14 protein-coding genes and 1 pseudogene are annotated in these 14,747 nt (G+C 34.6%); 4 read left to right on the top strand and 11 right to left on the bottom strand.

Annotated elements, in window-relative coordinates; all coding sequences use genetic code 11:
* Position 1: 1 nt before the first annotated feature.
* The gene (locus tag JJQ98_RS02455; RefSeq protein WP_065826550.1) at positions 2-718 is read right to left on the bottom strand and encodes a chemotaxis protein; all 717 of its coding nucleotides are present in this window, start codon (positions 716-718) and stop codon (positions 2-4) included.
* Positions 719-902: 184 nt separating this feature from the next.
* On the opposite strand from JJQ98_RS02455, the gene JJQ98_RS02460 reads away from it, so the two are divergent.
* The 4 genes from JJQ98_RS02460 to JJQ98_RS02475 all read left to right on the top strand — a co-directional run bounded on the left by JJQ98_RS02460 (position 903) and on the right by JJQ98_RS02475 (position 4,979).
* The gene (locus JJQ98_RS02460; protein WP_151104720.1) at positions 903-2,069 is read left to right on the top strand and encodes a sugar transporter; all 1,167 of its coding nucleotides are present in this window, start codon (positions 903-905) and stop codon (positions 2,067-2,069) included.
* Between the two features lie 109 nt (positions 2,070-2,178).
* Complete coding sequence (locus JJQ98_RS02465; protein ID WP_054194709.1) at positions 2,179-2,946, top strand: NAD+ synthase; 768 nt, start codon at positions 2,179-2,181, stop codon at positions 2,944-2,946.
* Positions 2,947-4,077 carry a DegT/DnrJ/EryC1/StrS family aminotransferase gene (locus tag JJQ98_RS02470; RefSeq protein WP_151104721.1) on the top strand — a complete coding sequence of 377 codons (1,131 nt, stop codon included), beginning with the start codon at positions 2,947-2,949 and terminating at the stop codon, positions 4,075-4,077. It abuts the gene before it with no gap.
* Positions 4,078-4,079: 2 nt separating this feature from the next.
* Positions 4,080-4,979, top strand: coding sequence for a tetraacyldisaccharide 4'-kinase (locus tag JJQ98_RS02475; RefSeq protein ID WP_040499519.1), 900 nt, complete (start codon positions 4,080-4,082; stop codon positions 4,977-4,979).
* A 7-nt stretch (positions 4,980-4,986) separates the two neighbouring features.
* On the opposite strand, the gene JJQ98_RS02480 is transcribed toward JJQ98_RS02475, so the two are convergent.
* From JJQ98_RS02480 to ilvD, 10 genes and pseudogenes are all read right to left on the bottom strand, one after another.
* Positions 4,987-5,706, bottom strand: coding sequence for an energy transducer TonB (locus tag JJQ98_RS02480; RefSeq protein WP_151104722.1), 720 nt, complete (start codon positions 5,704-5,706; stop codon positions 4,987-4,989).
* The gene (gene exbD / locus JJQ98_RS02485) at positions 5,672-6,055 is read right to left on the bottom strand and encodes a TonB system transport protein ExbD (RefSeq protein WP_005020570.1); all 384 of its coding nucleotides are present in this window, start codon (positions 6,053-6,055) and stop codon (positions 5,672-5,674) included. Before exbD ends, JJQ98_RS02480 begins: the two co-directional genes overlap by 35 nt.
* Complete coding sequence (gene exbB / locus JJQ98_RS02490) at positions 6,048-6,476, bottom strand: TonB-system energizer ExbB (RefSeq protein ID WP_005020569.1); 429 nt, start codon at positions 6,474-6,476, stop codon at positions 6,048-6,050. Before exbB ends, exbD begins: the two co-directional genes overlap by 8 nt.
* Positions 6,477-7,083: 607 nt before the next feature.
* A pseudogene (locus JJQ98_RS08930) lies at positions 7,084-7,281 on the bottom strand (5-methylcytosine restriction system specificity protein McrC); the annotation flags it as partial.
* A gap of 33 nt (positions 7,282-7,314) precedes the next feature.
* On the bottom strand, positions 7,315-7,911 hold the full coding sequence (locus tag JJQ98_RS02500; protein ID WP_151104724.1) for a hypothetical protein: 597 nt from the start codon (positions 7,909-7,911) through the stop codon (positions 7,315-7,317).
* Positions 7,908-8,939: a DNA adenine methylase gene (locus JJQ98_RS02505; protein WP_247596653.1), complete on the bottom strand. Its 1,032-nt coding sequence runs from the start codon at positions 8,937-8,939 to the stop codon at positions 7,908-7,910. Before JJQ98_RS02505 ends, JJQ98_RS02500 begins: the two co-directional genes overlap by 4 nt.
* On the bottom strand, positions 8,929-9,750 hold the full coding sequence (locus tag JJQ98_RS02515; RefSeq protein ID WP_151104725.1) for a hypothetical protein: 822 nt from the start codon (positions 9,748-9,750) through the stop codon (positions 8,929-8,931). The genes JJQ98_RS02505 and JJQ98_RS02515 overlap by 11 nt, the downstream gene beginning before the upstream one ends.
* Positions 9,751-9,758: 8 nt before the next feature.
* Positions 9,759-10,016 (bottom strand): hypothetical protein, encoded by a 258-nt coding sequence (locus JJQ98_RS02520; RefSeq protein ID WP_151104726.1) that lies wholly within the window; start codon positions 10,014-10,016, stop codon positions 9,759-9,761.
* A gap of 257 nt (positions 10,017-10,273) precedes the next feature.
* Entirely contained in the window at positions 10,274-12,823 is a 2,550-nt protein-coding gene (locus JJQ98_RS02525) for an N-6 DNA methylase (protein ID WP_151104727.1), read from the bottom strand.
* A 56-nt stretch (positions 12,824-12,879) separates the two neighbouring features.
* Positions 12,880-14,736, bottom strand: coding sequence for a dihydroxy-acid dehydratase (gene ilvD / locus JJQ98_RS02530; protein ID WP_151104728.1), 1,857 nt, complete (start codon positions 14,734-14,736; stop codon positions 12,880-12,882).
* Between the last annotated feature and the right edge of the window lie 11 nt (positions 14,737-14,747).

Here is a 14,747-nt window from a genome sequence, read left to right on the forward strand (position 1 = left end):
ATTATTTTCCAAAACTTGCAATCAATGCTTCAATATCTTCTTCATTCACCACATTTTCTGTTTTATCCCCTTGGATATGCACCGCTGAGCTTACTCGCTTTGTATCATCAATTTTGCCCTCAAATAAAGAACTCATATATCTTGAAAGCGCACGCATTACATTGATAACGCGTTCAATTTTTTGGCGATGAATGTCTTGGTATTGCATAATATCCATTGCCTCTAATGAAGCATTGCTCACATCCTGCACTGCATTAGTAATCTTACCTACCACTCCTCTAACCTCTGCAATCTCTTCTAGTTTTTGCGAAAAGGTATGAAAATTAGGAAACTTTGAATGAAGTTTTTGCAACATATCTTCTTGCGAATTAATAAAGTTTTCAATCTTTGCTAATCCTTCTTCTATATCCATTCCTGCATTGCTAATAAGTTCTAATTTGTCAAAAGTTTCTGTTGCTTTGACTTCCGAATCTCTTGTAACATCATCTAATTGATGCACCACTTTATGTTCTACTGTTGGTGGTGGTGGTGGCCAACTCGCATCTGAATCGATTCGAAAATCTGCTGCCTTTACCCCTTTGCTTTCATCAATTTTCCCATGTTTATCCTCAAATTGTTCTTCTGGCACCTCTTCTTTGGCTTCTACTTTTGCTTCTTGTTCATCTGCCTCATCTAATATATTTTCATTTAATAATGCGTCTAATTCCTCTTGTGTCATTGATCAAACCTCAAAATGTTTATTTTTTGCAATTATACGATTAAAATTTTGTAACTTTTATTAAAGATGAAAAGTTTTATTTTTTATTGCCCAACACTTTTTGTTGCAAAACTTTAAAGTCAAATAGAATCTTTTCTGATAAAATTCGCAATTTTATTTTCTAATCACTTTTGAAGGCGAAACAATGAAAAACACTTCATTAAACACTTGGCTTGGCGTCATTGCAATTAGTCTTGGTGCTTTTATCCTTAATACTTCAGAATTTGTTCCCATCGGGCTTTTGAGCCTAATTGCACAAGATTTTCAAATGAGTGAAGCAAAAGTTGGCTTCCTTATTTCAATGTATGCTTGGGTTGTTGCTCTAGCCTCTCTTCCTTTAATGCTTACTTTTTCAAAAGTAGAATTAAAAAGATTGCTTCTTTGTGTGATGGCTTTATTTGTCATTAGCCATATTCTATCTGGTATGGCAAATAGCTATACAATGCTTATTATTTCAAGGATTGGAGTAGCCTTTTCTCATGCGCTTTTTTGGTCTATTGCTACTCCTATGGCTGTGCGTGCTGCACCAGAAGGCAAACAATCCTTAGCATTGAGCTTTGTTGTTACAGGAACTGCCATTGCATTTATTGCAGGATTGCCCTTAGGACGAGTTATAGGATTGTATTTGGGTTGGAGAACAACTTTTTTGGTAATTGGAGCAATTGCCTTTCTTGTTATGCTTGTAATTTGGAGAGTTTTCCCTACAATGCCAAGCACAGGTGCTATCTCTATCCGCTCTTTGCCACAGATTCTAAAAACTCCTCATCTTTTAGGGATTTATCTCCTTACAATCCTCCTAACTACCGCACATTTCACAGGATATAGCTATATTGAGCCTTTCTTAGCTAAAAGTGCAAATTTTGACAAAACAGATATCACTCTTATTTTGGTAGCATTTGGTGCAGTAGGCTTTTTGGGTAGCTTCTTATTTACAAAATACCACGATAATCATACTTTAGGATTCACATACTTTGCAATTTTTGGTATTACTTTTAGCTTATTTATCCTACGTCTTGCTTCTTATAATCCGTTTTTAATGATTGTTGCTTGTATTTTTTGGGGATTGTGTATTACAATTTTCAATCTCACTTTTCAATCCAAAATCATTCATCTAGTTCCAAAAGCTACTTCTATTGCCATGTCTATGTTTTCTGGAATTTATAACATCGGAATAGGTAGTGGAGCGTTTATTGGCGGGATTGTAGTGGATAAGCTTAATGTCAGTTTCATTGGGTATATAGGGGGTCTTATAGCATTTTTGGGTTGCATTTATTACATTACAGCCAAAAAACCTCCAAAGGCTATCAAGTAATGATAAGCCTTCTTATAGATGATAGATTATTTTAAGATAACTATAAAATAATAATTTTTTAGATAAAATCTTAACTTCAATTTTAGATTCTAAGAATAGATGGAGATTTATGCGTAATTACCAAAAAATCATTGAAACTCTAGTAGATTTCCTCCAAAAAAAAGTCAAAGAAAAAGGCTTCAAATCAGTTGTATTTGGATTGAGTGGCGGAATAGATTCTGCGGTTGTTGCGGTTTTATGCAAACAAGCATTTGGTGATAATATTCATGGAATCTTAATGCCTTCCTTGCAATCTTCAACTAATAGCATTCAAGATGCTCTTGAATTATGCGAATCTTTTAAGATCCCCTATTCCATTTGCCCCCTAGAAAAACCACAAAAAGCCTTTTTGCAAACCTTAGAAGGCTTACAAGATAATCCATCAAGAATTGGGAATTTATGTGCAAGAATCCGTATGATTTATCTCTATGATTATGCTTTTGCTAATCAGTCTTTAGTCATTGGCACAAGCAATAAAAGCGAGATTCTTCTAGGATATGGAACAATTTTTGGTGATTTAGCCTGCGCAATTAATCCTATTGGGAATCTTTATAAAACAGAAATTTTCAAAATCGCTAAGATTCTTCAAATCCCACAAAGTATCCAAAATAAAGCTCCGAGTGCCGATTTATATGAAGGGCAAAGCGATGAAAAAGAACTTGGCTTTTCTTATGCCATTCTTGATGAAATTATGTTATCATTAGAAAAAGGGCTTTCTAAAAAAGAAATGTTAGAAAAAAATTTATCTAAAACTGCTATAGAATTTGTTTTGCAAAGAATGCAATTAATGGAATTCAAGAGAAAAATGCCCGAAATTGCTTCTTTGGAAGGATTATAAATGCTAAAAATTCCCTATTTTATCCCCGATATTACAGAAAGCGAAAAAAATATTATTGCTAATGTATTAGAATACCCAAGCCACAATATCATTTCTGAGTTAGAAGAAGAGTTTAAAAAATACATTGGCACAAAATACGCTGTTTCTGCTATTAGCGGCACTGCTGCTTTCCATCTTTGTCTCTTTGCAATGGATATTAAACGCGGTGATAAAATACTTTGCTCCATCAATTGTCACCCAAGTTTTCCAGAAATGATACGACATTTTGATGCAGAGCCTATTTTTGTGGATATTCAAGAAGATACTTTTGAAATTTCTTATGAAAGATGCAAAGAAGCCTTAGAAAAAAACAATACCAAAAAATTGCGTGCAATTATTGTTGGCCATATTGCAGGACAAGTTTGTGAAATGGAGCCATTTTATCAACTAGCTGATAAATACAATATCAAAGTCATTGAAGATGCCACAATGGCTCTTGGACTAACACACAATGGCGTCAAAATCGGTAATCAAAAAAGCTTTGCAACAATTTTTAGTATTGTTCTTGATTCTCATAATCCAGTCGCACAAGCAGGATTCCTTACCACTCAAGATGAAGAAATAGCTTCAAAAGCAGCCCTATTAAGATACCATGGAATCGTTAGTGAAAAGGTTACAAGCATCCGCCCACAATATCTTTATGATGTCATAGGCATTGGCAATAAATATAATCTTAGTTTTTTAGATGCCGCACTCTGCCTTAGCCAGCTAAGACGCATTGAACATATTATCCAAAAACGCAAAGAAATTGCGGATTATTATATGCAAAGTTTAAAAAATGCTCCACATATTTCTATGCCGATTATCAAAAACGAACACATTTTTTTTCATTTTATTATCAAAATCGATAAAAATCGCGATCACTTTGCCAAAGAACTCAAAGAAAGCGGTATTGAAACCGCCTTACATTTTGTCCCTCTTCACCTTTTGACCTACTACAAAACCAAATACAAGCTCAAAATAAGTGATTTTCCAATTGCACTTAAAAACTATCAACAAATATTAAGCTTACCGATTTATAGTGCAATGAAAAAAGAAGATATTGATTATGTTTGCAAAGAAGTTTTAAGACTTGCAAACCAAAGGGTATAGTTATGAAAACATTAGAGCGTTATTTTCTTGCACCTAGCCCTTTACAAAAAATGCTTTCTTTTTGTTTATTGCCCTTTAGTATAATTTATTGCATTATAGCTACCACAAAACGCAAAATAGCACATTTTGAAGATTTTAATATTCCTATTATTAGCGTTGGAAACCTTGTCTTAGGGGGAAGTGGAAAAAGTCCTTTTATCATAGAAATCGCAAAAGATTATGAAGATTGCTTTGTGATACTAAGAGGATATGGCAGAAAAAGCAAAGGGCTAAAAATAGTTAGCCAAAAGGGCGAAATCCTAGAAACTCCAAAAACAGCAGGTGATGAAGCAATTATGCTTGCAAAAATACTAAAAAATGCCTCTGTTATTGTTAGTGAAAATCGCAAAAAAGCTATCTTAGAGGCAAAAAAAATGGGTGCGAAAGTCATTTTCTTAGACGATGGATTCCGCTTTAATTTCAAAAAACTCAATATCTTATTAAAACCAAAATTAGAACCCTATTTTGATTTTTGTATCCCAAGTGGCGGTTATAGAGAATCCAAAAAAGCCTACAAAGAAGCGGACATAATAGCACAAGAAGGAATTGATTATAATAGAAAAGTAGAACTCCTTTATCCCACAGAGAGAATGTTGCTTCTAACTGCGATTGCAAATCCTTCAAGATTAGATTCTTACCTTCCTAATGTGGTTGGAAAAATTATCTTAAAAGATCATTCCTATTTTGATAAAACAAAAATTTTAGAATCTTATGCCACGCTCAATGCAACTTCACTTTTGGTAACTCAAAAAGATGCGGTAAAATTAGAAGAGTTTGGTTTGCCCCTTTCTATTTTGCAGCTTGAATTATCCATTGCACCAAATATCAAAGAGCAAATCAAAAATTATATTGCAGCTAATTAATTTATCCTTAGGTAAGAAGATACTGAATAGGTATTTGAATGATTACATTATTTTTTGGGATTGGAAAGTCATTAGTAGCTCTCATGATAGTTTTAATAGCGGATTTATCCAGCAATTGATGCTGAGAAGATTCAATAATCCTAACATTTTCTAGCCCACCTTCTTTTAATAAAGTAAATTCCACCATTACAATACCCGTCATTCTTAACATTCTAGCTTTTCTTGGATATTCCAAATTCTTATCAATTGCCTGCTTTACTGAAATCAAAAAAGGATCATTCACTTTCCCAAAAGTCAATGTTTCTGGAACATTCCCCATTTGCTTTGGAGTTGCTAAGGCATTTTTAGCTTCAGTTGCCATTTCTTTTGTATTTTCTACATTTTCTGTTGGTTTAATAGGTGTAGGTTGCACAGATTCTACTTGCTTAATAGGCTTAGCAATAGGCTTTGATTTGGGCAATGGTTTTTGGATAGGTTTTGGCTTTTCTATTGGAGTTGGCTTAGGGGTTACCTCTTCTTTTGGTGTTGGGAGAGGCTCTTTTGTGGAGGGAGAAAAATGAGAAAGGGAAATCGCAATAGCCCGAGTCTGCAATCCCACATCTTTAGGAAGAAAGTTTTTAGTAGAATAAAAAATTCCAAAAAATAATATCGCATAAATTCCACTTGCAATCAAAAAAGAATGCAATGTAGAATTATTGTTGTTGTGTTGCAATACTGAAGTTTTCATGCCCTTTTCCTTTTAAAATATCAACAATTTGGATAAAAGTCTCAAATTTTGCATCTTTATCGCTATGTAATTCCACCATAGTTTTAGCCTCCAAACTCTCTAGCTTCACTTTCAATTCTTCTAAGCCAACCAAACTATCATCCAAATAAATTTGATTCTCTTTATTGATGAGAACTTTTACCTTTTTTTCATCTTTTTGTTGCTCTTGATTTGCACTTTGTGGCAACTCTATTTGAATCTTGCCCTGTGCGATGAATGTCGAAACACTCAATACAATCGCCAAAAGCACAAGCATAATATCAATAAAAGGAACAATATTTAAAGATTCATTTTTAGGAATCTTAATCATTGTTTTGCCTTGTTTTATAAAGATTGCTAAGAAGAGTAATCTTCCTATAAAGTGCGTTATAAGCAATCAAAGTAGGAATCGCCACTGCAAGCCCCAAAGCCGTTGCCTTTAGTGCAAGAGATAAACCAGTCATAATCTCTTTTGTATCAATATTTCCGCTCAACCCCATATCATAAAAAGTAATCATAATCCCAATCACAGTCCCCAAAAGCCCGACATAAGGTGCATTAGAATAAATAATATAAAGGGTAGTAAGATTTTTTGTAATTGAATCATCAAAAGATTCTTGAGTGGGATAATCACTCAACTTAACTTTAGAAAAAAATATAACCCGCTCGATTGTCAGCCACAACGCAATAAATCCCATAATTCCTAAAATACCAAAAATCGCATAATCAATAGTTTCTTTAAGAATTTCCATTTCTAACCTTTAATATTGAAAATAATTATTATTTTATCAATAAAAGCATTAATATTTTTTTAAATAGAAACAAACCATTCATTTATTTCAATAACACAAGCCTGCAACAATGGTTTTTGGAGCTAATTAGCTTAGGGAGATAAACTTCCAATCTTTAACTTTAGCTTCTTTATATTCTTAATCTTTTCTTATAATATCCATAAAGTCTTTGTGGATTTTATAGCTTTTTGGCTTTTGCATCTTACTCTGCTAAATTGATGAGGGTTATACACCAACATTAATCTGTAAGCGGAAAAAAGGCGACAAATAGGGAAATTGCCCCATTTTCTTGATTTTCTTCATGTGTTTTATGGCTTTTATTGTGCGGTATGCTTGCTTTGAAATACCATTGCTTAGGCTGTTCTTGCGTAGGTTTTTGCCATTTTTCTTGCAATGCTTTTGTCCTCTCACAAAGCGGATAGATAAGCCATACTTTAAGCTGTTTGGGTTTGTTTGCTTCTATCTTTTTATAATCTGTGTTAGATTCTAACTCTGTAATTTCTGGGGCTTTTTGAGATTTTATCTCTTTAGAATCCAGCTTAGATTTTGTATTTTGGAGAGTGGATTCTAGAGCGTATTTGCTCGCATACGCCCACATTTGATATACATCGCTTTGGGCGATACCATATCGCTTTTCATCATTAGTAGAATCTGGAATCTTCCATTTGGTATCAAGGATAAGAATCTCATCATTTTTCTCGCCTTTGCCCCGCATTATCATATTTTGCATTAAATTCTTTGTTTTAAAAGTCTCGTAACAACTGATATTTAAAAATCAATATACAACTCAATAAAGACTTTATAAGAAAATTCCTTCTTGTTGCAATATCAAAGTAATGCTTTTTCTTTCCTGTAGGTTAGCAGTGGTTACTATGGTAAATCCTCTTTTTTGTAAATCTTTCAGTGCTTTTCTTGGAATATTCAAGTTTTTATTAAGAAAATCCAAATGTGTCTCACTCATAGGAGTCTTTCTCAAATGTGATAAAAAAGGATTTCTGGTATTATCTCTATGTGCGTTAATCCCTCTTTGAAATATTGCATCATTGTAGGTTGTTTGTTCGAGATTTTCGCTTATTAAGTGTTGTCTCATGGCATCATAAAAGTCTTGTAACTTATTATTTTTATCTCGTATTTGATGTATTATTTCTGGTGGTAAATTATCTAAATATGGTTTTTTGTTTGGATTGATAAGAGTGTCAATATTAAGTGAGTTATAGTAATAAATATTTTCATATATCAGTACAAGTGATGATGTGAATAATTTTTCATAATAATCAAAATAAAGATTAATGCTCACTCCTTTATATTGGTAGTGTAATTTAATACAGTCTTGAGTATCTCTTGATGTAAATTGTGAATACTTTTTAATCAAATGTTGTTTTAAGTTTTCTATCATATATATCTCCTATATTGTTTAGTTTCTACAAAATATTCCATACTAATTTTATGCTCTTTTTCTTGGCTACTAAAATAGTCATTACTAATCAAAAGCTCTCTGCCAAGCTCTGCCTTTGTCTGCTTAAAATTATTCATACCATATTGCAAACTCCATTCTTTTATATAAAAATCCTTATAGAGTTCTCGCACAAACTCGCTATCATCATAAGTAAGTAAAAATGTGTGTTTAGTTTTTTTCAGAATTTCACAAAGCCTCTCGTGATTAAAGCCTGTATGTAAATCCCCTTTTTTGCCATAGAGTTTTGATTTTGTGGCAGAGAAATAAGGCGGGTCTAAAAAGATAAAGACGTTTTTACCCTCTTTTTGTATCAAAGATTCATAATCTTTGCAGCTAAATTCTATATCTCGTATCACTTCGCTTATATCTTTTAGTCTTTCAATAGAGCTTTGTGTAAAGCGAGACTCGTAAGCTTTTTGTGAATAGCCTCCACAATCTATCGTGCCAGAAAAACTAATGCGATTGAGGATAAAAAAATCTATCGCCCTTTGAAAATCACTTAGATTCTCACTTCTACGATTAAGCAAAAGTGTATAAAGCTCCCTGCCATTTGTGCATGTATCCTTTATATTTTGAATCTCTTGTATTAATTCTGTGCTTTGAGTTTTTAGAATCTGCCAAAAGCAATAAAGGTCATAGTTTATATCATTGGCATAGAATTTTATTTCTTGATTTGCTTGTAAGCTCTCACATTGTGCTTGTATATCAGCAAAAAGTGATATAAGATTCTTTTGTGAATCTTTACATTGTGTGCGTAAAGAGCTTTTAGAATCAAAAGTCTTGGAGTTAAGCGTATAATTTACAATCTTAAGATTCTGATATGTTTGCAAAAGATAGAGCCCCACACTTCCACCACCAAAAAATGGCTCTCTATACTCTATAAAATCTTTTGGAAAAAAATCTTTTAAAAATTTTATTGCTCTTGATTTGCCACCGGGATAACGCAAAGGGGATTTTTTATACATCATTATTTATCCATACTGCAAAATTATTTGCTTTAGCCTCTGCATTTAAATCTTGTAAAAGCTTGTTTTGTGTTTTGGTAAAAGCGTTATTTTGCAAAAAAGATTCTATATTATTATTTGGTAGCTTTATGCCACTTTGCAAAATACTAGAAGTAAGACGCAACACAACTGTAAAATTTGTGTGTCCTTGCAAAGAATCTATATTGTTATACAACATAAGCTTTAAAAGCCCATCTTTTATATCATCACTACTTGGCAAAAGTGCATTTTTACTATGTTTGCTTTCACAAATATAGAAAGTGTCATTATGAAGCAACACATCATCGATTGTGAAAAAATACTGCCCTCCCAAGTAATTTTCTATCATAATCTTACTCTTTTGCCCTATGCCTATTTGCTCTTTTGGCTGAATAGTGAGACTTTCTCTATTTTGTGCCATTTGTGCTTTTGTCCTTGAGAATTGCATAAAAGATTCTTTTGTTTGTGATATTTTAGTAGCAAAGGTATCGATATTTTTATGATTATGCAGTGTGCATTTGAGTTCTTTGGCGATACCATTGTATGAAGTTTTTACTAAACCTATAAGTTTTGAAAGATTATCTCTTTCTAATTGATTCAAATTCCAATGCAATGCGGATTGATGATAGTTTGATAGCTTATGTAATTGTTGTTTGATATAGTCGTTGTTAAATTGCTGATTAGTAATTTTATCACTGTTATGTGGGTGTGATTCTGCCTTATCATAATAGCCTAAAATGACATAAACATTTAAGAGACTCATCAATGAAATCGTATCCCATTGCAAATAATCCATATCACCATTTATGCCCTCATCTTTGATAAGCGGGATAATGGTAGTGATTTTTTTGAGGCACTAGAGCTAAAAGTATCATACACTCTTGCATAAGGATAAGAGCGGGTGCGTTTAGGGCTTACCCATTTGCTTAAGGCGAAAGTTTTATCATTAAAATTTATTAGGCATTTGCTAGGAAGTGCGTTAATATCTGTAAAATCACAAGTTTTTAATTCCTCTTTTAAGTATTTTGTGTAAGAAAAATTTTTAATTGTAGCGTGTAGCATAGAATCCCTTTCTAATATATCCCAATATTTTTCTCACAGCTCCGTCTTTAGCACCGCACCATTTGCGGCGTTGCTGACTAATAGTGAGTAGCGTTTAAGCCACTTGCTTGTGATATTTTTAAGCATTATAGCATATTTGAAATCTTCACAAATTCTCTAAAGCTAGAATCTAGCACACACGATTCCAAACTCCTTTGCGAAAAGAGATACCGTCCATCGCACACAAAGCCCAACTTAAGATTATGTGGTCTACTAATTTACATAAAAATATCTTTATAAGATTGCTTTATAATTATTTTGTTTAAAAGCTTTAATTTTTGCTCATTTTCTTTTAGTTCTCGTGCAGCTTGTAAAAGCTTTTCTTTTGTTTTGGAATCTAAAAGTGGCACTTTTATCTGTCTTAAAAGTTCTTTTGAAAAATTATCTCGAATGCTTCCTGTTGAGAGAATTTTAATGTATTTTTGATAAAAAGGTGTTTTAAAAAGATAGAGCAATATTTCACTTTCATAATTTTTTATGCAAAATTGTATATACGCCCCACTTGCAATAGCATTATCCCCTATATTGGTTGGCACAAGGGCAAAACTACCGATGTTTGCCCTATAAGGATTATAAACAATATAATTTTTATAGAGTTTTATTTTACTTTGAGTTTGTCTTGCCAACTCATCGCCAAAAATATATCCGTCAAATTCCATATTCCAATCGGGGCTATTTTTATTAACCGAATAAAGCTCATATTCGCTTTCAAGTTCGTAATCTTGCTTAGGACGTTTGATTTTTGTATCTTTTATTTCTAGCCCAAAAGATTCTAAAGGTTTAAAATTTTGCAAGATTGCTCCATAATTTTTAAAAAATAAATAAAATGAGGGATCTAGTCTTTCTTGTATGCTTGAAAATTTTATAGTATGAGAATCAGCCGCATATTTTTTCCAAGATGAAGTGCTATCCTCATTCTCCTCAAATAATGGTTTTGTTGCATTTTGTGTATGAGAAGTATCAAAATAGTGTTCTAACAATATATCTAAATCACTTTTTTCTTGTTTTAAAATCTTGCCATTAGGTTCAAAACCCACATTTTGACAAGTTCCTAAAAATATTTCATAATCAACAATCTCACTAATGGCATTGATAATTTCTTTTTCAGATTCCATATCTTTTGTGTGCTTTCGTATTTGCTCGAATATACCATTTTCGTATTTTTCTATATATAAAATCACACTATTTATTGTATCAACTCCTGATTGCACAAATGTGTGTTTTGGTAAAGCTATAACGGCTCTAATCCTAGCATTTTTATAAATAAAGTTACGCACAAAAGAATCATTAGGATTAGATAAAATACCCTCTGGTAAGACAATAAGCATTCTACCACTAGGTCGCAAAAGCCGTATTCCTTTTTCTATAAACAGATTTTGCGTTGAAAGACTAGTTTTATTTTTAGCTATTTCAAAAGATTGCAAGATTGTAGAATCTTTTTCGTTAAGCCCGAAAGGTGGATTTGCTAAAATAAGTGTACAACCCCCGCTATCATTGAGACTATCATATTCTGTGACTTTATAGGGATTGCCATACCAATCAAGGGAGCTAAGTCCATTGCCACGCACGATTTGGTCACCATCGCCCCACAAAAACATATTCATTTTAGCGATTCTTACCGCTTTAGATTCAGCATCTATGCCAAAAATTTGTTTTTGTTTAATTTGTCCTAATGTGTTTTCTTTAGTTGTGCCTATGGCGTGGAAACTCGATTCTGGAATCTCATCAAGCATTTTTTTAAGAATATGAAAACTTTCAATCAAAAATCCTCCACTCCCACAAGCAAAATCCAAAATAATATCTTTGTGAGAAATATCTGACAAAGCAACCATAAACTTTACAATGCTTCTAGGGGTAAAAAACTGCCCCAAGCCCTTGCCTCTAAGCTGTGATGGTAAAAACTCCTCAAAAGCCCTACCTTTTATATCAATACTTGTGTCATAGATTAAAAAATCATACTGCTTGATTTTTGTAAAAATTTTTTGAATTGTCTCAAAGCCTAAATCAATACGTGCATTTTCTCCAAAAATGTTAGGATAATATTTATTCATAGCCTTACAAAACCAATCATTGAGCAAATCAATCGGCTTCGCACTCGGTGTTTTAAAGTCTTCTAAACTCTCAAAATGCTCTATGCTTTTATCTTTTAATGCCATTTCATTAGCAAGTATGAGATAAAGAATCTTGCTAAAATTATCAAAGGCAATCACCGGGTCAATCTTTTCACTATCTCGTATGATATTGTGAATGCTCCTAAAAAACTGCCTATAATCCTTGATTTTATTTAGCTCTATTTTATTCTCTGTTGGCTCTTTGCTCTCTATGATTTGTGTATTTATGTTTGCTTTAGAGATACTAGAAATAAGCTCTTTATAGTTATTGTTATGTAGGGTTTGTATGCTTTCATCAAGCAAATTTATTTTTTTATTTCCAGCCAAATATTCACGCAAAATAAGCCTTAGGCCATTTATAGTAAGCGAATAACGCACTTCTTTAGCAAAAGCATAAGAATCTGTTTGAGCGACATTATCCTTACACGATTCCTTAGGACTCTTTGCTTCAACAAGCAAAACAGGTTTATTTTCTTTATAGACGACTAAATCTGCTTGTTTTCTGACTTTTTCTCTACCTTGAACAAAGTCTATGCTTTCTTTCCAAAACAAATCTTTTTGCTCATCATAGCCTAAAATTTGCGTAAGTAATGGAAGTATATATTTTATCTCTACATCGCTTTCATTTTTAAAAAAACGGCTATCGTATGCAAACATTTCAAGTCCTTTATTTTTTATTGGTTATATTATAACACAATCATTGATTTTTCTCCTCACAGCTCCGTTTTTAAGACAGCACCATTAGCGGCGTTGCTGACAAGTAGGGAGTAGCGTTTGAGCCATTTGCTTGTGATGTTTTTATCTTGCATGATTTTCTGTGCTACGCCTTGTTCTAGCCATTTTGCCCTCCTAGATTCTAAAACCTTAGAATCCACACAGAGCTCCAAACTCCCCTTTGAAACTGAAATCTCTATCTCGTCGCCATCTTCTATGAGTGCGATTAAGCCTCCCTCTGCGGCTTCTGGACTCACATGCCCGATACACGCTCCACGCGTCGCCCCGCTAAATCGCCCATCAGTGATTAACGCCACGCTCTCCCCTAAGCCCATGCCCATTATGAGGCTTGTGGGACTTAGCATTTCTTGCATTCCGGGACCCCCCTTTGGTCCTTCATAGCGGATTACCACGACATTGCCACTTTTTACCTTACCCCCTGCGATACCTTTAATCGCCTCAGCTTGGGAGTTAAAGCAAATCGCTTTGCCCTTAAATTCTTTCATAGATTCTGCCACAGCGGCGACCTTTAGCACCGCTCCTTCAAGGGCTAGATTCCCAAAGAGAATCTTTAAGCCTCCTACTTGCGAATATGCATTTTCGTTGGTGTGGATAATGTTGGTATCTGTGATTTTTGCTCCCTTGATTCTCTCACCCAAAGTCTCGCCTGTGATTGTCAGCGCGTCCAAATACAGAATAGATTCTGAAACGCCCTCCCCACAAATTCTAGTATTTGTGGTGGTGCTTTGGGAGTTTTTGCAAGGTGCGGGGGTAGGAGTTACCCCATCGGTAATGACTGCCCCCAAACCTTGCAAATCTGCCGAATGATTACCCAAAGACGAATTTCTTTTAGCCACTTCATTCATCACTGCACTCACTCCTCCTGCCCTATTAATATCCTCCATATGCACACTACTAAGTGCCGGGGCGATTTTAGCAATATGGGCGACTTTAGTAGCGATAGCGTTGATAGATTCTAAGTCAAACTCTACCTCCGCTTCCTTAGCGATAGCAAGCATATGCAGCACGGTGTTTGTGCTACCACCCATTGCCATATCCACGACAAAGGCATTATGCACCGCCTTGTGATTTAAGATATTGCGGAATCTAAACTGCTCACTTGCTTCAGAATCTAGTGCAATCTTCACGATTCGCCTAGCCGCCGTTCTAAGTAGCTCTTCACGCTCTTTACTCAACGCCGGTATCGTGCCATTACCGGGCAGTGCCACGCCCATAGCTTCACAAAGCGTATTCATCGAGTTTGCAGTAAACATACCGCTACAGCTCCCACCACCCGGACAGGCATTGCACTCTATCTCATGCAGTCGCTTCTCATCTATCTTACCACTCTCATACGCCCCCACCGCTTCAAAGGCAGAGTTCAAATCCAGCACACTGCCATCATCTAGCTTGCCAGCTTTCATCGGACCGCCACTCACAAAGATTGTCGGCACATTCACACGCAATGCCCCCATAAGCATACCCGGCACGATTTTATCGCAGTTTGGGATACATATCATCGCATCAAGACTATGGGCATTCATCACCGTTTCGATACAATCGGCTATCAGCTCACGACTAGGCAGAGAGTAGAGCATACCATTATGCCCCATAGCAACCCCATCATCAACCCCAATGGTATTAAACTCAAATGGCACGCCCCCGGCTTTGCGTATCTCATCTTTGATAATCTCCGCATATTTGTTTAGGTAAAAATGCCCGGGGATAATGTCTATATAGCTATTTGCCACACCTATAAAGGGCTTGTTAAAATCAGAATCTTTTAGCCCTGTCGCACGCAATAAACTTCGGTGCGGGGCTCTTTGGTAGCCTTTTTTAATCACATCGCTTCGCATAAGTTCTCCTT

Origin of the sequence: Helicobacter pullorum NCTC 12824 (assembly GCF_017979475.1) — a bacterium.
Lineage (GTDB): Bacteria > Campylobacterota > Campylobacteria > Campylobacterales > Helicobacteraceae > Helicobacter_D > Helicobacter_D pullorum.